Here is a 20,830-nt window from a genome sequence, read left to right on the forward strand (position 1 = left end):
CCGTAGTTTATAGTATTGTCAGTAAATTAGTTGAAGAAAGCTGTAACAATTTGCCCTAAGTTGCTTGGTGGATTTGGCTCCGTTCAGTTAGCGCGCCTGCTAAATTGAGAAACCGACTAAGGTCTGTGGGCTTGAAAATGCGCGACACTTCTCATACTAATGGCTCGGCTCATTTATTAAAGGCTACTGAAAAAAGGTGGAAATCGACGTTTTTCAGTAGCTACAAAAAAGTCTGAGGGCTTTTCAAGATGGTGTAAACATAGCCATGTTCATTGTCTGGCTAAGTAATATTTAATACCTTACCAAAAGGAGCTTTAGGCTTGAAGTGATCTGGAACGAGCCAGTAAATAAATGAATTCAGAGTCAATTCCTCATAAATGTAACCAGTCAAATCAGTCACATATAATAAAGTATCAATGTTCTCCTCGTTTGCCCACTCTAATACGTCTGTATAAGAGGATTTCCCATGTTTGTAATAGGTCAGTGCCTTATCCTCTTTCACATTGGATATGTCTCGAATCTTAAAATCGGCCTGTATTAAGGTCGTTTCAGGATTCATTTCTTTGATAAATTTTCTAATATTATCAATCAACGACTGATTGGTTTGGTCATTTGAAGTATCAATTGCTAATGCTACTTTTTTATCTTTATTTTTCTGCATAATTTTAAGAAGCTCTCTTTGCCAGTTCATCTTATTCCTCCCTTTGTTAACGACATTATTATCCCTTGATTCAGATATGTTATAACTGTTTTTTACTAAAAATAGATTTTAGATCTAGTAGGGTATAAGGGAGTTAAAAATGTTACTAGTAAGCGAAAAGCTGAACGGATTTCATTGAAATTGTTTTCAGATTTCTTATTTCTTTAGTCTGTAGTGGTCTTCAATGAATAAAATGCATCAATTGGATCTCGACTGGTAACTTATTCCGCTGTGAGGTGCTAAAAGCTTAACGCACTGTAACTAGGAAATAAGGTCACCCAGTAATACAGTGTATTTAAAACTAAAAAAGAGACTAGAATATATTCCAGTCTCTAAAAATTTCTAATTTCTACTGCAAAAAGATTTATTACGTTATTGATTACCTTGTGGTACATCTTTTTCTTCCTGGCCAATGCCTTCCATCCCAATTTGCTCTTGCACATTCAATTGAACCTTTTTATCAGCTAGCTCTTCTTTTTTAAAAGATAAATCCGGTTGAATATTATTATTTCGACTAGCTTGTCTGTTCCAATCTCCCAATTCATTCACCTCCACTATTTCTAAGTATGTGATAACTAGGTTTATTTTATTAACCAACACTCATCCATAGCGGAGAAACCTTACTTACTATGCACACACGGTTAATCACAAAAATTTTGAGGTTTTTTTAATATCAAACACTTCAAGCTACTTAGCAAGTGCAACAAGCTCAACAACAATACTATAGCGAAGCTGACTATAAAGATCAGCTTCTAAATAAAAGAATTTTAAATGAATAATTGGTTTGTAAAAAAGACATTATAAGAATGTCATTGGGCTATAGCCAAGCGGTAAGGCAACGGACTTTGACTCCGTCATGCGTAGGTTCGAATCCTGCTAGCCCAGCTATATTATGAAAGCAACACTAATTGTATAGGATCAGGGCGTTGGCAAGGGAGTAGTCTAATCAGGCACCTAAAATTAAATCCCTAGTAGAAAAATTCTACTAGGGTTAATTTTAGTCTATTCGGATTTGCATTTTACCTATTATTTTATCCGTACACGTTCAGGATACGTATGAGTATTTAATGAGTTGCTATTAGAGAAATGACCATATAATTTATCTTCACGTTCTCCATCAGCTTCCACTAGTACAACAATGTGACCTTTGTTTAGATAGTCTTCATACTCTTTTGCGTGTTCTTTTGGTATTCCTGCACCTGTAAGAACTCCGATGAGTCCACCACCGCCAGCACCAATAGCTGCACCACTTAAAGTAGTCGCTAGCGGTCCAGCGGCTGCAAGAACACCAATTCCAGGGATAGCTAATAGCCCGATTTCAGCAATGATTCCTGTAATACCGCCGAGAACGCCCCCTGTTCCAGCACCGATACCTAAACCTTTTCCTGCATTCTTACCACGTCCACTATCTTTTTCAGTAACTTCACTTCTTGTTTCATTTTCAATACCTTTTACATCATCACTATCTTTTGCGAAAACCGAGATGTCTTCCTTTTTATAGCCCATATCATGAAGACCTTCAATTGCTTGAACTGCTTCTTCAGGGTTTCTGAATACTCCACCGATAATTGTTTTTCTCATATATTACCCTCCTCTAAATTTTGATTACACTGACCAGATTCCCAGTAAAGCATGAAGGTAAACATAAGATATCCTTTAAATATTTGTTTGGTTAGTGTTGATCTAATTAAAAACAAGCATATGGACGTGTGGGATACCCGTGAAGAAAATCAGGGAGATTATTGGTAAGCTATATATAAAGCTCAGAAAACAATCATGCCCCTACTGTAAAAAGAGAATGAAGCATGTGCATGGATATCGTCATCAAAGGATTATTTAACAAACCTGTAGAGATTGCCTTGGAAAAAATGAGGTATTTATGGACCTATTGTAACCGTACGTTTTATGAGAAGCTACAGATGGTGGGGCGTTATTAACGATACACAAATACCTTACAAAATATGGATTTGACCTATGTAGCCATTAGTTCATTTTGCTACAGCAATCGATTAGCAGGAATGACATTCAATGGTATTAGATGAAGTTCGTCGTGAGGTGCAATGTAACCAGCAAAAAGAACAGGTACATCCCCGGCTACAAGACGCGTATGCATTGAAGAACAAGGTAGACGAGTGGTTTAAGGAAAGTGACGGTACAACAGCTAAACAGGGATTAGAAGCCAGTTTACAAGCAATGAAAGTATCTGGCATCGAAGCCTAGCGAGTGACGAAAACATTTCAAAAATGAAACAGAGATTCTACAATTTAATAACGGCTAATAGAAGGGGTCAACAACACAATGAAAGTCTTAAAACGTGATTTCTTACGGGATCAAGAATTTTGAGCGATTAAGAAGTAAGAGTGGCAACAAGAGATTCTAAACGTGTCATGTAATTAGGATAATTAAGAGAGATGGTGGAGGGGATTTCCACCACCACATTTGACAGAGAACTACCTTTCTTATTACTGGTTTTAGATTTAATCTACGTAATTATGCTTTATATCTTTGATGATCCAAAAGTCTTCTTTTTTTGTTAGAGTAAAGTCAACTTTGACATGTCCGATAAACTCATTGTTACGTTCCTGCGTAACGGTTGCGGATTCATCGCTACTTTTAGTAAGGGTAAATGGTTGATCCTCTTTTAGAAAGGTTGGTGGCTCCGTAGCTACTACATACAACCCATCATCTTTTTCTCTGAAGTATGTATCAACCATCGATGTCGCTAAATCTCCCGACATCAAATGCTGAAAATGCTCTCGTAGTTCTTGTTTTGTAGTATATTCTCTTTGCTTAAGTTTATCGTTAGTAGAGTTGACAACTTTTTGAAAAGCTTTTTCGTACTCGGTTAACACAACTTTTGCTCTTTCTTTATCGAAACTATTAGAAGCTTCGTCTAATTGGTCATTATTTCGGTTGGATTTTTCTTTATTTGAATCATTCTTTTCATGTTCTATACTTTCCACTGGTGGGACAAGAGTATCTCCAGTTTGGTAATTATCTTCTTGTTCTTGGGTTGTTTTTGGATCACCGCTTTTTTCAGTATCTTCTTGTCCACATCCTGATAATAGTAGTAGCCCTATTAAAATAGAGATAGTAAATATTTTCATTGAAACACCCTTTTATACATCTAAATATGTAACACCAAAAATATATTAAATGCATTTATAAAATTTATAGTATGTGAAGGTAAGAAGGTTCTTCTAATAGATAATATGGTAAAACCTTTAATGAAGACACAATCATTAGTAAAAATTTTCACGTCTTATAAAACTTTTACCACTTCATCTAGTTTCTGCATATATTTCCCCTCTTTTATTCCTTTTTTCATATTTGTTAAATATTTTGTCAAACAAGGTGGAATATCTTCCTTTGGTTTTAAAGAACGTGGGTGGAGATACAACAGATGTACGATGTCTTCTTCTTTGTCGAACACGTGAGCTTGAATGCCTTTTCTCTTTTTTAAAGTAAATAATAATTTATACATTGGTTTTCATTCATCCTTTCATATTGTTTGTGGTAAAGAAGCTGATAATAAATCGTATAATTATATGCTCCTATTAACATGAAAATGGTCAAAGTATTTAATTGCTACCTTGCTTTTATAGCACTTATCTAGTTACTACCCTTTTATTTTGCTTTCTTAAACCTAAGTTTAGATTAACAAAACAAATATATATAAATACCCCTGGATTTAAACATATTACCTTGTGTATTTAACTGTTTGGTTATCACAATCGCCTATTGGCTTTCATTCATAAAATAGGAGAAAAAAGACGGGCAAAAGATTCCTTTGTTCTTAAGGCAAGCCCACGTTCCTTATAATAGGAGCTGTCTAACCTGCTACTATCCAGTAAGTCTTCTTTATAATGATCCACCAGATCTGTTACACTTTCAGTTTCAAAAAGAAATGCATTTACCTCGAAATTCAAATGAAGGCTTCTTAAATCGAAATTTGCTGTTCCCACAGATGCAAACTGTTCGTCAATAATAATTACTTTTTCATGTAGAAAGCCCTTTTTATACATATATACCTCAATATCATAATCGAGCATTTCAGAAAAATATGAACTGGTTGCATATTTAGTTAAAAAACCATCACTTTTTTCAGGTACTAATATTTTTATATCTATCCCCTTTGATCCTGCCATTGATAAGGCAGTTCGAATTGCTTTATTAGGTATAAAATATGGAGTTGCAATTAGGATTGACTTTTTTGACGATGTCAATAGTTCGTAATATAAATCGCCCATTATTCCATCAATAGGTGAGTCTGGCCCACTTGGAAGAATTTGAATGCCGCCTAGATTGCCTTCAACAAAACTTGTATCAAAATATTTCTGATCTAGTAGTGTTTCACCGGAAACGAAAGCCCAGTCCACTACAAATATATCTTGAAGTGTTTTAATGACTTCTCCTTTGATAATAAGATGAGTGTCTCGCCAAAATTCAAATTGAGGACTGCGTCCAAGGTATTCGTCACCGACATTTAATCCACCAACAAACCCAACTTCTCCATCGACTATGATAATTTTTCGATGATTTCTGAAATTTAGTTTCTGATTATAGAATCCGTTTTTAACTGGTAGGAAACTGCGAACTTCAATCCCAGCTTTCTTCATTTGGTATTTTGCTTTCATAGATAATGAAATACTTCCCATTGCATCGAAAATAAGTCGAATTTCAACTCCATCCTTTGCTTTTTCACACAACAAGTCTATGATTTCTTGACCAGTTTGGTCCGATCTAAATGTGTAATACTCTAAGTGAATGTAATTCTCAGCCTTTCCAATGGCATCTTTTATACTATGAAAGGTTTCATTGCCATTCTTTAAAATGTTTGAAGATGTATGAAAGCTGATTTGATTATTACTAAACTTCTCAATTAGTCGTGATAAGCTTTGTTGAGTTTCAGTAAGGTCATTCCAATGTGAAGAAGACTTAAATGAAAGCTTTTTTTTCATCATCTCAGTTGCATGCTCGCGTTTGCTGCGAAAAAGATGTCCTCTCACTTCTAACTGTCCTGAGAAAATAAAGAAAATATAGCCGACAATAGGAAAGAAGAAGAGTACATAAATCCAAAGAAGTGTTCTATAGGATGAACGGTTTTCCAACATCAGTACATAAGAAATAGAAAAAAGGGTCACTAGATAAACTAAAAAAGAAATGACTTTCACACTGCTTGAAACGCTTGAAATTGCAAAAAAGTAGAACGTAATAACTAGTACTATAAATAAGATAAATTGCCGGGTACGTTTCATCTGAATTCCCCTATTCATTTTGTGAGATTCAAGTTGAGGAAAAAGCACCATATAAAGGATTGGTGCTTTTAATGGCTTTCTTTCTATCGATTAATTCTCTAAACGACTTTCTTTCCTTGAACAAGTCGTACAATAATTAAAATTAAAGCGACTGCTAGTAAGATATGAATAATATTTCCTAAGAACCCTGCTACTGCCCCTATTAACCAAATCGCTAGTATGACTAAAATAATTGTCCAAAGCATCTGAATTCCTCCTTACTTAATTAACGTATTAATAGGTATTTACCCATAAATGTTGAGGATAAACTTTATTGAAACTCGATTGGACTAGGAAAATAAACAAAAATAAGGTAGGTTACACTTATGTGAGCCGCAAAAACAAAGAGAAAGATGCATCAACCACATATCTCTGATGAAGGCGACCGACTTACTGCGTTTTTTTCAGGGAAATTAATTAAACAGCAGCATGAATCTAACTGAAGCAGTTTAGTGTTCTCCGACAATCCTGGACCGTTTGTTGCATGAACGCCCCATAACTGAATTGAAAATTCGTCGTCCGCTACAGCTACTTATGCCTACTTGCACTAAAAAAATGAATAAACGGTCTCAGCCCTATAGAATATAGGGTCAAAGCCGCTTAGATCATTTTTATTATTTCCCCTGTCGACTGGACAGGGGGCAGTTCAGAACAGAGACACATCTTCCAATAAAAAGCGTGTAATACTTTTTATTCTTCATCAGGAGCAGGTTCTTCTTGGTTCGTGACGTCTTCTTCCTTTGTACTATTTGTATTTGTATCTTCTTGTTCTAGATCTGTTCTTTCTTCCTCTTTTTTGCCTTCTTCTTCTACCTCTTCATTGCCTTCTGTCTGCTCTGGATCTGATTCATCTACCTCTTCATTGCCTTCTATCTGCTCTGGATCTGATTCATCTACCTCTTCATTGCCTTTTGTCTGCTCTGGATCTGATTCTTCTATCTCTTCATCGCTTTCTGTCTGCTCCGGTTCTGATTTTTCCTGCTCTACTGCTTCCTGTTCAGTAGAGCTATCTTCTTCTCTTAGTTTACTGCTATTTAAATTTGATTTCTGTTCTTCATATTTAGATTTGGATTGCTTCTTCTCCAGTTCTGCTTCAACAAGGCTATAGGCATTTTTAATCGATGTTCCAGAAACAAATAATTCCGTTACGATATCTTTAGAAAGTTTCGTTGCTCTTTTACCTGTTTTTGTATCAATGGTGATTTCTTTGACAGAATCTGGCTTTTTGAAATCAGGAGTATTCTCATCTACCATTTTAGCCATCACTTCTCTGAATATATGTCGAGCAATTTGCTTGTCCTCTTTTGTTTTTATATAGTTCTCATCAGTTATTTGTGGGTACCCTGTCCATACAGCAACAGTATAATTTGATGTGTAACCAGCAAACCAAACATCTGGGACACCTTCTGAGATATTATACTTTTGTTTTGTTTCTTCATTAAAGTTTGTCGTTCCTGTTTTTCCTGCTACTGCCACACCTTCAATATTAGCAAGACGGCCAGTTCCTTCTTCTACAACGGTTTGTAGCATATCGGTTACCATATATGATGTATAATCACTCATTGCCACAACGGATTCAGGTTGCATATCAATCTCTTTCCCATCAGAAAATACGACTTTTCTAATAACATGAGGTTCATTATACAATCCTTCATTTCCAAACGCTGCGTAAGCACCTGCAAGCTCTAACGGAGAAATTCCTTCTTTAAAGGACCCGAGCGCATATGACTCATAAAGAGGCCTTTCAATGGATAATCCTACATTAGATGCAAACTCACCGGCACGTTTTCTTCCTACTTCTTTAAATGTTTTTACAGCTGGAATATTCCACGACTGTTTTAATGCTTCACGCATTGATACAATTCCATGATAATAACCATCATAATTATGTATCACTTGATCAGACCCTGTATAGGTCATTTCTTCATCTTTAATTTGTTGATAGGTTGACCATTTTAAATGTTCAATGGCAGGACCATAACTTAGTATAGGCTTAATCGTTGATCCTGGTGAACGTTGGATATTTGTTGCATAGTTGGATCGACTCTTTCCGGCTTCTTGATTACGACCTCCTCCTATTGCTTTAATTTCACCTGTTCGGTTATCAATAAGTGTCAATCCCGCTTGAAAACGCTCATCTGGGTAAGAGACAAATTCATCTGAATTTAACACTTTTTCCACATGTTCTTGCGCATCTTTATCATAGGTCGTATAAATTTTAAGACCGTTATTGTAAAGCATTGAAGTATCTACCTCTTCAATGCTCTCAAGTTCTTTATAAACTTGGTCTATAAAAGCATCTGAAATCTCAGAATTGCTTCTTTTTTCTTGTACCATATCTGCTACTGAAACACTTTTTGCCTCTTTATATTCTTTATCTGTTATAAAACCATGATCGTTCATAACAAATAGCACTGTATTACGACGCTCTTCTACCAGTTCAGGGTTTTGATAGGGATCATAGTCTGAAGGGCGTTGGGGAAGCCCAGCTAATAAAGCTGCTTCTTCAATTGTTAAATCATCTAGATTTTTCCCGAAATACGTATCAGCTGCAATTACAATTCCGTAAGCACCATTACCAAAATAAATTTTATTTAAATAAAGTTCAAGAATTTCATCCTTGGTATATTCTTTCTCCAATTCAAGAGCAAGATAGGCTTCTTGAACTTTTCTCTTAATTGATTTCTCCGAAGTTAAAAGGGAGTTTTTAACTACTTGTTGAGTAATCGTACTCCCCCCTGCAGAACCAAACCCATTAGTTATATTAGATATAACTGCTCCACCAATCCTTTTTAGATCGAGACCGGAATGCTCATAAAAGCGAACATCTTCAATTGCGATGAATGCATCTTGTACATGTTGCGGAATATGTTCAATCTTAGTAGATTGACGGTCTTCTCCGTTATTTAAAGTAGCGATTGGTTCATCATTTTGATCATATAGTATTGATGAGTTCGAATAAGTAAAGGCATCATCATCAATCTTAGGTGCACTTTGAACGAAACTATGTAATTGCATGCTACTGGCTAACCCAGTTACAAGGAAAAGTAGTAAAAATACGATAAATACTCTCAAGAGAAAACTTTTCGTTTTACCTTTCTTTGTTGTTGCAAGTTCTTTCTCCATAGTTTGCCTCCCAAAAAGTCTAAAAATAAATTATGGTATTACATTCCCTATTTTATAGAATCAAAACAAGGGGAGAACTAGTAATTAGATTATATCGATTTTTTATTTTTTATTATCAAGAGCCCATCAATATAACGGTGTAACATGGGGCTTTCTTATTTAAGACTTATCCGAAATAAGTCAATAAAGTGTTGTAATTTATGTTAGTTGTTCGTAATTTAGTTACAACTAGAAAACAATCAGAGCGCCCCTCATATGGAGTGGATGCAAGACAGAATTAAGACTGCAGGACATGTGCGTGTACGTACATATGCTTCGATTACAACAAGACAGTTTGCAAAAGATTAACGGATTTCGCAGCACATAAGATGCAGGTGCCTTTGCTTTTACAGATGACGGAGTGGGTGTTAATCAGTTGATATGATGCTCCAAGCAATGAAAAACAGCTCTTAAACCTTCGCAATCTTACAAGACAACATGAAAATATCACAGGAACGCGTATTTAATTAGGTTACAATTTATGGGGATTGTTGATCGGGTGTTTCCTGAATATAGAGGGGTTTTAGTTATTTATATTCGGTGGTATCACTCTTAACTTTATTAGAGTTTCCGTCTTCTGAGGATATAGTAAACGCAAGTGAAGAGACACTCACTAATAAGATAAATGAGTTTTGTAAGATTCGTTCAATGAGATGAGCAATAATGTTCTTTAGAACGGTCTGTCATTTTAGGAGATTGCTAATTGAGTTGTTGATTAAGTTGCTAAGATGAAATGTTGATATAACAATGAATATGAAAAGGATGAAATCATTGATTTCATCCTTTAATGTACTATTAATTTTATTGTTTGCACCTCTAAACGGAACAAGTTATTAAAATATCCCTCTTCATTAAGAATAAACCTTGGCAAACAAATAGTTCCTATGCAACTGTTTTATTAGTCCTCGATTACTACGAGGACCGCTGCATCTGTGATATAAGTGAATGGTACGTTTTCACTTCCTCTAGTTTTCCTAGTTTGCGATATGATTTAGCGAGCCACTGAATAGGTTCTATTTGGGTCGGATTTAATTCCATTTCCCAATTAAAACAGTCAATTGCTTTATCGTATTGCTTCAAGTCATAATAATGAAAGCCAAGGTCTAACTGGCGGTCAGGATCATTCATTAGGCTGATCATATCGCTAATCTTTTTTATGGTAGGAAGCTCTTTTTGTGTCTGCACCGGTTGTAGCCATAGATGGATATCGGTTAAACTATGATGCTTTAGGAATTCTGGGAGAGCTGTATGAAGAATCTTTTCTAGCATAAGTGGTTGTTTTTTTAGTAAGGGAAACATTCGGTCGGAAATCATTTCTAGAGAAAGATCTAAAGAAGAAAAAGGTACTTGCTCAAAGATAACCGGGAATTGATCAGTTTCTGCATCTGAGAGTGGAAATGAGAAGGCAAAAAGTAAGTTGACCGCTGTTTCGTACTCGTTTTTTTCGACAAGACGTTTATATACATCTTGATGAAGACCCGACTTAGGAGAGGCGTAAGGAAGTAAGGTATGTAGAAATAATAAAACTTCATCTTCAGAAAAATAAGTTGATACAAATTGAATGAGGTCAAGATAGCTTGAAGCGTCCTGCTGTTTGAGCCAATTACTTGTATGGATGATAATGGAGTCAATCGAACGATTTTGTTTTGAATATAGTGTCATTAACAGGTTGTAATTAGTATTTAAGTCAAGAAAATATTGTTGTTCTACATAGATTGGGTCATTTGCAAGAAGATTAGAAAGAGGTTTTTGATAATAACTGGACATATTAGCATAGTCTGGATGTTTGGTTGTAGAGACAATCCAATCTTGCTTATATCCCCTAGATAGTAAAACCATTGCAAGACGATAAGCGGCTAACAATTTTCCATTACGGCGATAAGTGAAAAAGAAATTTTTAAGTAGTTCTTCAAGTTTTTCGGCAGGGATGTAGGAATCAAAATAGGAGAAAATAAGAGCTGTTTCTTCAGGAGAATAGTTTTTATCGATTTTAGATAGTAGTTGATTAAGAGGAGTTATTTTCAAAATTGACGAAGAAGGAAGTAATTTAGAAAAAAGAGGATTCGGTGTAGCTAAGTGACAACCCTTTTTTTCTACCTGTCCTAGAAACGAAGCCTGATCAAACTCAACTAAAGGCTGTACAGTTAAGAAATCATCTTTATAAAAGAAAAGTAAATATTGATGATTGTCAGAACCGCGACACTCAATTATTTTACATTGTTGAAAAAGAGTAAGCTTTTGTCCTTGTATGGTAACAATCCCTTTGTTCGTACTTAATGTCCATTCGGTCGGATTCATAGAAAGACCTCCTTTTTTTAACTATACCATAGTTCATTATCAGATGCAGTATCAAGAAATCGCCTTAGGGTAGCATTCTCATTGTTACCAGCGCTAGCGACTAAAGAATCTGATCGTATCCTATCCTGTATGGATAAAACCTCTTAAGTTAAACATACGTGTAGGAGGAAATAAAATGAGCAAATTTGAATTTACTTTTATTAAAACAAATGGCGTTACTTTACATACAGCAGTAATCGGTTCGAAGTCTGGTCCTCTTGTTATCTTATTACATGGTTTTCCGGAATTTTGGTATGGGTGGAGGCATCAAATTGATCCATTAGTAAAAGCAGGTTACCGTGTAGTCATTCCTGATCAGCGAGGCTATAATTTAAGTCAAAAACCAAGTGGAATAGAAAATTATCAACTTGATCTATTAAGAGATGATGTTATTGGGTTGATCAAACACTTTCAGCGGGAGAAAGCGGTTCTTATTGGGCATGACTGGGGATCGCTCGTTTCATGGCATCTTGCTTCAAGTCAACCTCAGTATGTAGAAAAACTAATTGTTATGAATAGCCCACATCCGGCTGTTATGATGAAGTGGATCAATTATCTGCCATTGCAGTGGATGAAAAGTTTATATTTGCTTTTTTTTCAACTTCCTATCATACCGGAACGTATTTTTAGTGCAAACCAATTTGAATGGTTTAAGAAGGTTTTACAACTAACGAGTAACAGGGGGACTTTTGAAAAAGAAGAGTTAACTAACTATAAAGTTGCGTGGTCTCAACCGCGTGCTTTATCTTCGATGTTGAATTGGTATAGAGCGATGCGGAAAGGTAGCCTTCATCAAGTAAATAATTCTAACATTAGCGTACCTGTTTTAATTATTTGGGGCAAACGGGATTTTTTTCTATCTATTGATTTAGCGAAAGAAAGTTCTAAAATGTGTAGAGATATAAGATTGGTAATGGTAGATGCGTCTCACTGGGTCCATCTTGAACAACCTCAAATTATCAATCTGTTAATTAGTAATTATCTTCAAGTCTAATTAAGGCTTTTAGGCATCTATTTTATTAACTAGTGGTCGGCTAACCGGGAGTCAAAGCGGTGAGCCTTTTTTGACTGGAATTTATTAAACCAAAACATTTCCATGTCATTAGATCTGACATAGATGAAGATTTTTTCTTCTAATGTTCGATAGAATGAAACTGATGTATCAATTGGAAAGCGGTAAATAATATATAGCTTTTAAAACTGTGTTGGGATTCACAGTCATATAAATAGGTTTTTAAATAATGATCTGGAGGGTTTCTAAAATGGAAAAGCAAAAACTAGTCTTAATTGGAAACGGTATGGCAGGGATCAATTGCATTGAAGAAATCTTAAAGAATCAGCCTAACGCTTTTGAGATCATCGTGTTTGGAAGTGAGCGGCATTATAATTATAATCGAATTTTATTGTCAACTGTTTTACAAGGTGCAACAAAGGTGGAAGATATCACAATAAATGATAGATCGTGGTATAAAGAAAATAACATTCAGTTGTATACGGGCGAGACGGTCTTGAAAGTAGATACACAAAAGAAAGTGATTATCACAGATCAAGATAGAAATGTTTCTTATGATAAATTAATTTTCGCAACAGGATCGTTACCGTTTGTTCTTCCTATCCCTGGAGCGGATAAAAAAGGTGTCATAAACTTTCGAACGATAGAAGATTGTCAGAAGATTATTGAAATATCGCAAAATCATAAAAAAGCCGTTGTTATTGGCGGAGGTTTATTAGGGTTAGAAGCAGCAAGGGGTTTGCTGAATCTTGGAATGGAAGTTGATGTTGTTCATATTGCTGAACATTTGATGGAAAGGCAGTTGGACCCAACAGCATCAAAAATGCTTCAACTTGAACTTGAAAAACAGGGAATGAAATTTTTATTAGAAAAAGCAACGGATGAGATCATCGGGGGAACGCAGGTAGAGGGTCTACGCTTTAAAGATGGTACGGTCGTAGAAGCAGACGCTGTGATTATGGCTGTTGGTGTCAGGCCGAATGTTCAAATGGCTAAGGACAGTGGAATTGAAACAAATCGTGCTATTCTCGTTGATGATTTTCTACAAACGAGTGTACCTGATGTTTATGCAGTCGGTGAATGCGTGGAGCATCGTGGCATGGTTTATGGTCTTGTTAAACCGCTTTATGAACAGGGAAAAGTGTTAGCTAAACACATTTGTGAGATCGAGTCTTCAGGATATAGCGGATCGACTCTTTCAACTCAATTAAAAATATCGGGTGTTGACGTATTTTCTGTAGGCAATTTTTTAGGGGATGAAACGACTAAAACGATTACTCATTATGACGAGTTAGCTGGAATTTATAAAAAGATTGTATTAAAAGATGAAAAAGTGCTAGGGTCTGTTTTATTTGGAGACACAAAATCTGGTAACAGATTACTAGATATCATTAGTAAGCAAAAGGTCATAACAGACGAAGAAAAAACACTGATTTTGCAACCGTCGGATCCGAATGCCTCTCAAGTTGCATCGATGGAACAAACAGACTTGATTTGTAACTGCAATGGGGTGACGAAAGGAACGATTATCGAATCTTGCCAAATGCAAGGACTTACAACAGTAGAGGAAGTAAAAAAATGTACAAAGGCTTCAAGTGCCTGTGGTGGGTGTAAGCCTTTAGTAACCGATTTATTAGCTTATATTCAAAGTGAGGATTTTGATGAGGTCATTGAAAAAGAAACCTTGTGTTCGTGTACAACGTTAACTGATGAAGAAATTGTGGCTGAGATGCAAATCAGAAATCTGAGATCTGTTCAGGAAGTGATGACGGAACTAGATTGGCAGAAAGAGAGTGGTTGTTCTACTTGTAAGCCTGCCCTGCAATATTATCTAGGAATGATCTACCCAGAATATGAAGTGAAACAAGAATCTTTATTTATTAACGAAAGAATGAATGCAACGATTCAAAGTGATGGGACCTACTCGATCACTCCGCAAATGTATGGTGGTTTAACGAATGCGAATGAACTCAGGAAGGTCGCAGATGTTGTGGAACGCTACCAACTTCCTCAGGTTGCTATTACGAGTGAACAAAGAGTGACATTAATGGGCATTCAAAAAAGAGATTTGGAATCGATTTGGAGAGACCTTGACCTTCCACTAAGCAATACTTATGGAAACACCGTTCAAAATATTAAAACATGTATTGGGGAAACGGTCTGTACATGTGAAAAGCACCAAGCCCTAAAGTTAGCGATGGATCTAGAGAAAACAACCGATTATTTAACCACTCCTTACCGAGTTAAAATGGGTGTATCGGCCTGTATGCATAACGGCGCAGGTTCTACGACAAAGGATATTGGTGTGATTCAGTTTGATCGTGGATGGGAAATTTACGTCGGTGGAAGTAGTGGGCGAAATGTACGTCCTGCAAAGTTGCTTTGTGTGGCGGAATCGGAACAAGAAGTCTTCGAAATGATCATCGGTTTTATTCAATATTACCGTGAGACAGCTAAATATTCGGAACGATCATGGGAGTGGATTGATCGCGTGAATTTACTGCATATTAGGGAAGTTTTATTCGATTCTGAATTAAGACAGCAATTAATTCATCGTCTAAAACTCGATACGGATCAATATAAAAAAGTCTTAGCTAACCATGTCTAGTAAAAAATATATAACAGTCTTATTAAAATTTTGATCAAATAAGCAAGTAAAGGATGGTTCTCATGACAGAAATGTTATTAAGATATTTCCGAACGAAGCAGCAAGAAGCTCAAACGGAGAAAATCTATGATACGCAGTGTCCCTTTTGTAGCATGCAGTGCAAGATGCAGCTCATTGAACAATCTACCGTGACGAGAAAAAAATATTTAACCGTTGGGAAAGATAACCCTACTTCAGAAGGGCGTTTATGTATAAAGGGGCTACATGCCCATCAGCATGCGGTTCATAACGAACGAATCAAGCATCCTTTGTTAAAAGTAGATGGTGAATTTAAACAAATCTCATGGGAAGAAGCATACGAGATTATTAAGGTGAAATTCACAGACATCCAAACGAAGCATGGGAAACATGCCTTATCTGTATATGGCAGTGCAACGATTACAAATGAAGAAGCGTATCTACTTGGGAAATTTGCTCGAGTTGCATTAGAAACAAAATACATCGATTATAATGGGCGCTTATGTATGTCAGCAGCTGCCTCAGCAGCCGCCCAGACATTTGGGATGGATCGTGGATTTACCAATACGATTCAAGAAATTCCTCACTCAAGATGCCTTGTATTAGCAGGAACGAATATTGCAGAATGTCAACCGACCATTATGCCTTATTTTGAACGAGCGAAAGAAAATGGTTCGTTTATCATTGCAATTGACCCGCGCGAAACGCCAACAACTAAAATGGCTGATTTACACTTGAAAGTGAAACCCGGCATGGATGCTGCGTTAGCAAATGGGTTATTAAAAGTGATCATAGAGGAAAACTTAATAGACGAGACTTTTATCGAAAAGCGCGTAAATGGGTTTGATGAAGTGAGAAACTATATCTCGACGCTAGATTTACATGACATTGCCGAGCTAACAGGAGTTCCAGTTGAGCATATTATCAAAGCGGCAACTGTGTTTGGAAAAGAAGAATCTGGAATGATTTTTACGGCAAGAGGAGTGGAGCAACAAACAGATGGATCGACTTCTGTTCGTAATTTCTTGAATATTCTTTTAGCTACTGGAAAAATAGGAAAGAAATACTCAGGGTTTGGAGCTGTTACCGGTCAAGGAAACGGCCAGGGGGCAAGGGAGCATGGACAAAAGGCGGACCAATTACCTGGGTACCGTTCGATCGAGAATGCGGAACATCGAAACTATATCGCGAGTGTTTGGGGTATTAAAGAAGTGGATCTCCCGAGAAAAGGAGTCTCTGCTTTTGAAATGATTGAAAAAATGGATGAAGGAGAGATTAAGGGGTTATTCTTAATGTGTTCCAATCCAGTTGTCTCCAATCCAAGTGCTGAGTTTGTTAAACAAGCGATTGAAAAACTAGATTTCTTTGTGGCTGTAGATATGTTTGTTTCAGAGACTGCTAGAATGGCTGATTTAATTTTACCAACAACCTCTTATCTTGAGACACCTGGAACAATGACGAATGTAGAAGGGCGTGTTACATTACGAGAAGCGAGTTTCCCCGTTCGTGGTGAAGCTAAGCATGACTGGCAAATTATTTGTGAGCTTGCCGAAGTGCTAGGGAAAGGAAAGTACTTTTCGTTTTCTTCTCCAGAGGAAATTTTTAATGAGTTGCGAGTGGCTACCCGGGGAGGGGTTGCCGACTATTCTGGGATTACGTATGAGCGGTTGAGAAAAGAAAAGGGTATTTTATGGCCTTGTCCTGATGAGGAGCACTTAGGAACGAAACGGTTGTTTGAGACTGAATTTGCTCATGCGGATGGAAAGGCAGCGATGGTGGTTGTGACGAATACACCAGAAGTACCTAAAGAAAAACCGACTCATGATTTTCCGTTATATTTAACGACAGGTCGAGTGATGTCTCACTATCTAACGGGTGTACAAACAAGAAAGAGCTCCACACTTGCAGCAAGGGATTTCGAGTCTTATATGGAAATTCATCCGTCAACAGCAGAGAAATATCAGATTAAGGATCATACGCTTGTTAAAGTCGAGTCAAAAAGAGGCAGCATTGTCGTTCGAAGCAAGTGGTCTCAAACAATTCGAAAAGACACGGTGTTTGTTCCTTTTCACTGGGGGGACACGCAAAATGTCAACCGACTCGTTTCTAAGAAATTAGATCCAACCTGTAGGATGCCAGGCTTTAAAGTCAGTGCAGTTAAAATTAGTCCAGTTGCTGATTAGAAATAGTAAAAGCCAACCTTGATAAAGGTTGGCTTTTACCTGTCATTAAGCTATTAGTTATCAAAGTAACAGAAGATTTTCACACAATTAGGAGTCGTTTATTCCTTAATTCAAGTATTAAAAATTATTTTGTTATGCACACTACATCTAAACCGTTTAAAAAATAAGATAAAAAGGATAACATACTTATGAAAGAAAATCATCCTACGTATAGTGATATACAAAATGTCCATCAACAGTTATCTGATATGAAATTTGAACATTGGTTTCACGATAATTTGTTTCCTTTTCAATGGTGGTTACTTGTAATTACACTTGTTTTACCTTGGTTTATTTGGTGGAAATTTGTTGATAAAAAAAGGATCAATAACATTCTATTATTTGGGTCATTATTAATGCTGCTTGTAATGATGATGGATGATATAGGTGTTGAAATGCACCTTTGGTCATATCCGTATAATGCCTAGACTCATTCCTATCGATCAAGGAATAATAATTGTTGCTCATATGTTTTTATATCAATGTTTTAAAAAGTGGAAAAGTTTTATCATTGCAAATACAATAATGGCATTAATTTTTACATTTATCTGTGAGCCAATAACTGTTTGGTTAGGTATTTATAAACTAGAAAATTGGCGATACATATATTCTTTCCCTATATATATTCTAAAGGCAGTCTTTATTAAGTGGATCGTTGATGAATTAATCGTAAAAAAGAAAAATGCTAGTAAAGTTATTTAAATAAAGTAAAGTCTCTTCGGCGTTTCAGTGTCTTGTTCAGATTAATTGTGAAGGATATGATACCTTATGCATATTATCTATAATATTTTATATTTTTTAGCAGCCTGGCGTTGGGGGGACTGGAGAAACTGGCAAAATTATTACCCGACGATACTCTTTCTTATTTTAGGTGATCTACTACATAATTTTTTAGCTTATGATCATTCATTATGGATATTTCGTGAAAATCTACATCCGAGTCTTCTTACTAACCATACATCTATTTCACTAATGTATATGCTAGTTAGCTATCCTGCGACGATTTTGATTTATTTGAAATATTTCTTCAAAACAGATAAATGGAGAAAAAGAGTCTTTCATTACGTATTATGGGTTCTTATTTACATCACTGCTGAGTTTATCAACCTTCATTTTGGTTTATTTACTCATCACAATGGTTGGGAATATGGGTACTCAGTACTATTTGTTATGATGATGTTTCTTCTATTTCCAATCCATTATAGAAAACCTCTCTTGGCTTGGGGGATTAGCTTTCTTATTATTTTACTCATTCTGTTGAATTTTGACTTACCTCTTTACTTTAAGTGACGTTTAGATACTATATAACACTTTGCTGAACATATAAATAATAGTAAAAACACTCCGAGCGTTTTTGTAGTGCGCCTTGCATGGGGTGCAATCTATAGGGTAAAAGTCCCGAACTGTGAAGGCAGAAGTAACAGTATCTTAACGCAAGGGTGTCTGCGGTGGCTCAGGGTCTGAAGGAAGCGGGCGGCAAACTTCTGGTCTGAGGAATACAACTCCATATAAGGTAAGGTACCATTGGATGTCTGCTAAACAAGACAAAACCCTTTCTGTCAAAGGTGATACAGAGTAAATCAAGCAGTGTGAGGTGGTTAGCGGCTAAGCCTCCTGCTCGATTAATCATTTGGTATACCAATGATTTTCAACTTTTTAGCATGTGATTAAATAATCTTATATCCTTCAAAGCATCTATTTTGTTTCTAATTTTGATAGATGTTCTTGTTCGTCTAATAGATTAATTTAAAAAATACTTGTTGATAATTTAAGACTATGGTAAAGTAGTAAACCTGAGTAAAATGTTACCTTTATCCTGGTTCAAATCCGGGTATCGCCTCCATAGGTCGTGCCGGTTCAAGTCCGCCCCTCGGCACCAATTAATGCGCCCTTAGCTCAGCTGGATAGAGTGTTTGACTACGAATCAAAAGGTCGGGAGTTCGAATCTCTCAGGGCGCGCCATTGTCTTAATTTGATTAGATAAGTAGTTTCGTTAACGGGAAGTGGCTCAGCTTGGTAGAGCACCTGGTTTGGGACCAGGGGGTCGCAGGTTCAAATCCTGTCTTCCCGACCATCAATTTTTATATATGCGGGTGTAGTTTAGTGGTAAAACCTCAGCCTTCCAAGCTGATGATGTGAGTTCGATTCTCATCACCCGCTCCAATTCCTTTTGGGCCTATAGCTCAGCTGGTTAGAGCGCACGCCTGATAAGCGTGAGGTCGGTGGTTCGAGTCCACTTAGGCCCACCATATTCCACAGTAGCTCAGCTGGGAGAGCACCTGCCTTACAAGCAGGGGGTCGGCGGTTCGATCCCGTCATCCTCCACCATAATTGTAATAACGCGGGATGGAGCAACGAGCAACATCGTTGAATGCGCTTCGAGTAACATCGACGCATTGACTTCTATTAAATAAGAGAAGAGGAAGATGTCTTTCTTCATTGAAAAACATCATCCAAAATACTATAAAACGACGCGGGGTGGAGCAGTCTGGTAGCTCGTCGGGCTCATAACCCGAAGGTCGGTGGTTCAAATCCGCCCCCGCAATTACCAAGGTCCGGTAGTTCAGTTGGTTAGAATGCCTGTCTGTCATGCAGGAGTTCGCGTGCTAGTCCTGTCCAGACCACCATTTTAATTTTTCTCTGGCTCAGTAGCTCAGTCGGTAGAGCAATGGACTGAAAATCCATGTGTCGGCGGTTCGATTCCGTCCTGAGCCACCATTTATGTCGGTCTAGCTCAATTGGTAGAGTAACTGACTTTTAATCAGTAGGTTGGGGATTCGTTCTCTGGCCATCATCGTATTTAGAGCCATTAGCTCAGCTGGTAGAGCATCTGACTTTTAATCAGAGGGTCGAAGGTTCGAATCCTTCATGGCTCACCATTTACATTAATTATGCGGATGTGGCGGAATTGGCAGACGCGCTAGACTTAGGATATAGTGTCTTATGACGTGGGGGTTCGACTCCTTTCACCCGCACCAATAGTTTTTTTCTAGAAGTGCTTGCGTGGAATTGTTTATTGTGTTATAGTATTATTTGTCGCAGTTAATGACTGGTTGTTCCACAACAAATAGAAACCTAAAAAACTTCTTGCGTAGAAGAATTGGTTGTGGTATGATAGTGAATGTCGCTAATGAGTGGCGCAAAGTAGTTCTTTGAAAACTGAACAAAAGCCAAGCGAAAAGAGAAAACATGATTTTCTCGTCAATTTTAAGTGATTTAGTAAAATCACAACGTATCGTTAGCGATACAGTTTGAGCACAAATCAAGCACTTTTATGGAGAGTTTGATCCTGGCTCAGGACGAACGCTGGCGGCGTGCCTAATACATGCAAGTCGAGCGAACTAATAGGAGCTTGCTCCTAGAGGTTAGCGGCGGACGGGTGAGTAACACGTGGGCAACCTGCCCTGTAGATCGGGATAACATCGAGAAATCGGTGCTAATACCGGATAATTTCTAAAATCTCATGGTTTT

15 protein-coding genes, 10 tRNA genes, 1 rRNA gene and 1 pseudogene are annotated in these 20,830 nt (G+C 37.0%); 18 read left to right on the forward strand and 9 right to left on the reverse strand.

The genetic code is table 11. From position 1 onward, the window contains the following. Positions 1–280: 280 nt before the first annotated feature. On the reverse strand, positions 281–691 hold the full coding sequence (locus LDX58_RS21775) for a VWA-like domain-containing protein (protein ID WP_227939369.1): 411 nt from the start codon (positions 689–691) through the stop codon (positions 281–283). Between the two features lie 381 nt (positions 692–1,072). Beyond that, on the reverse strand, positions 1,073–1,240 hold the full coding sequence (locus LDX58_RS21780) for a hypothetical protein (protein ID WP_227939370.1): 168 nt from the start codon (positions 1,238–1,240) through the stop codon (positions 1,073–1,075). Positions 1,241–1,513: 273 nt separating this feature from the next. On the opposite strand from LDX58_RS21780, the gene LDX58_RS21785 reads away from it, so the two are divergent. Then, positions 1,514–1,585, forward strand: a tRNA-Gln gene (locus LDX58_RS21785). Positions 1,586–1,726: 141 nt separating this feature from the next. On the opposite strand, the gene LDX58_RS21790 is transcribed toward LDX58_RS21785, so the two are convergent. Next, complete coding sequence (locus LDX58_RS21790; protein WP_227939374.1) at positions 1,727–2,281, reverse strand: general stress protein; 555 nt, start codon at positions 2,279–2,281, stop codon at positions 1,727–1,729. A gap of 447 nt (positions 2,282–2,728) precedes the next feature. On the opposite strand from LDX58_RS21790, the gene LDX58_RS21795 reads away from it, so the two are divergent. Next, positions 2,729–2,920, forward strand: a complete 192-nt coding sequence (locus tag LDX58_RS21795; protein ID WP_227939376.1) for a hypothetical protein — start codon at positions 2,729–2,731, stop codon at positions 2,918–2,920. Between the two features lie 257 nt (positions 2,921–3,177). Here the strand turns inward: LDX58_RS21795 and LDX58_RS21800 are convergent, their stop codons facing one another. The 5 genes from LDX58_RS21800 to LDX58_RS21820 form a co-directional block, all read right to left on the reverse strand. Continuing rightward, the gene (locus LDX58_RS21800; RefSeq protein ID WP_227939377.1) at positions 3,178–3,807 is read right to left on the reverse strand and encodes a hypothetical protein; all 630 of its coding nucleotides are present in this window, start codon (positions 3,805–3,807) and stop codon (positions 3,178–3,180) included. 155 nt (positions 3,808–3,962) lie between these two features. Further along, complete coding sequence (locus LDX58_RS21805; protein ID WP_227939379.1) at positions 3,963–4,184, reverse strand: hypothetical protein; 222 nt, start codon at positions 4,182–4,184, stop codon at positions 3,963–3,965. Between the two features lie 268 nt (positions 4,185–4,452). Then, complete coding sequence (gene cls / locus LDX58_RS21810) at positions 4,453–5,958, reverse strand: cardiolipin synthase (RefSeq protein WP_227939381.1); 1,506 nt, start codon at positions 5,956–5,958, stop codon at positions 4,453–4,455. 98 nt (positions 5,959–6,056) lie between these two features. After that, on the reverse strand, positions 6,057–6,203 hold the full coding sequence (locus LDX58_RS21815) for a lmo0937 family membrane protein (RefSeq protein WP_227939383.1): 147 nt from the start codon (positions 6,201–6,203) through the stop codon (positions 6,057–6,059). Between the two features lie 484 nt (positions 6,204–6,687). After that, positions 6,688–9,123, reverse strand: coding sequence for a transglycosylase domain-containing protein (locus LDX58_RS21820; protein ID WP_227939385.1), 2,436 nt, complete (start codon positions 9,121–9,123; stop codon positions 6,688–6,690). A gap of 443 nt (positions 9,124–9,566) precedes the next feature. Here LDX58_RS21820 and LDX58_RS21825 point away from each other — a divergent pair. Further along, positions 9,567–9,816, forward strand: a pseudogene (locus LDX58_RS21825) (IS110 family transposase); the annotation flags it as partial. Positions 9,817–10,074: 258 nt separating this feature from the next. On the opposite strand, the gene LDX58_RS21830 reads toward LDX58_RS21825, so the two are convergent. Then, positions 10,075–11,460, reverse strand: coding sequence for a tetratricopeptide repeat protein (locus LDX58_RS21830; protein ID WP_227939386.1), 1,386 nt, complete (start codon positions 11,458–11,460; stop codon positions 10,075–10,077). 175 nt (positions 11,461–11,635) lie between these two features. Here LDX58_RS21830 and LDX58_RS21835 point away from each other — a divergent pair, with 175 nt between their 5' ends. From LDX58_RS21835 to LDX58_RS21905, 15 genes are all read left to right on the forward strand, one after another. After that, a complete protein-coding gene (locus LDX58_RS21835) occupies positions 11,636–12,493 on the forward strand; it encodes an alpha/beta fold hydrolase (protein ID WP_227939388.1) in 858 nt (285 codons plus the stop codon). Between the two features lie 268 nt (positions 12,494–12,761). Beyond that, positions 12,762–15,119: a nitrite reductase large subunit NirB gene (gene nirB, locus LDX58_RS21840; protein ID WP_227939389.1), complete on the forward strand. Its 2,358-nt coding sequence runs from the start codon at positions 12,762–12,764 to the stop codon at positions 15,117–15,119. A 62-nt stretch (positions 15,120–15,181) separates the two neighbouring features. Next, entirely contained in the window at positions 15,182–17,320 is a 2,139-nt protein-coding gene (gene nasC / locus LDX58_RS21845) for an assimilatory nitrate reductase catalytic subunit NasC (protein WP_227939392.1), read from the forward strand. A gap of 188 nt (positions 17,321–17,508) precedes the next feature. Beyond that, complete coding sequence (locus LDX58_RS21850; RefSeq protein ID WP_227939394.1) at positions 17,509–17,787, forward strand: hypothetical protein; 279 nt, start codon at positions 17,509–17,511, stop codon at positions 17,785–17,787. A 340-nt stretch (positions 17,788–18,127) separates the two neighbouring features. Further along, positions 18,128–18,649 carry a CBO0543 family protein gene (locus LDX58_RS21855; protein WP_227939396.1) on the forward strand — a complete coding sequence of 174 codons (522 nt, stop codon included), beginning with the start codon at positions 18,128–18,130 and terminating at the stop codon, positions 18,647–18,649. A 595-nt stretch (positions 18,650–19,244) separates the two neighbouring features. Further along, positions 19,245–19,321: transfer RNA gene (locus LDX58_RS21860), tRNA-Arg, on the forward strand. 35 nt (positions 19,322–19,356) lie between these two features. Continuing rightward, a tRNA-Pro gene (locus tag LDX58_RS21865) sits at positions 19,357–19,433 on the forward strand. Between the two features lie 15 nt (positions 19,434–19,448). Continuing rightward, positions 19,449–19,522, forward strand: a tRNA-Gly gene (locus LDX58_RS21870). 9 nt (positions 19,523–19,531) lie between these two features. Continuing rightward, positions 19,532–19,608: transfer RNA gene (locus LDX58_RS21875), tRNA-Ile, on the forward strand. Between the two features lie 223 nt (positions 19,609–19,831). Next, positions 19,832–19,904, forward strand: a tRNA-Met gene (locus LDX58_RS21880). A 97-nt stretch (positions 19,905–20,001) separates the two neighbouring features. Continuing rightward, a tRNA-Phe gene (locus LDX58_RS21885) sits at positions 20,002–20,077 on the forward strand. Positions 20,078–20,085: 8 nt separating this feature from the next. Next, positions 20,086–20,150 (forward strand) — tRNA-Lys (locus LDX58_RS21890). Positions 20,151–20,162: 12 nt separating this feature from the next. Beyond that, positions 20,163–20,238, forward strand: a tRNA-Lys gene (locus tag LDX58_RS21895). Between the two features lie 14 nt (positions 20,239–20,252). Further along, positions 20,253–20,337: transfer RNA gene (locus LDX58_RS21900), tRNA-Leu, on the forward strand. Between the two features lie 293 nt (positions 20,338–20,630). Then, positions 20,631–20,830, forward strand: a 16S ribosomal RNA gene (locus LDX58_RS21905); the annotation flags it as partial.

The organism is Alkalihalobacillus deserti (genome assembly GCF_020734105.1).
Classification (GTDB): Bacteria; Bacillota; Bacilli; order Bacillales; family Bacillaceae_D; genus Halalkalibacter; species Halalkalibacter deserti.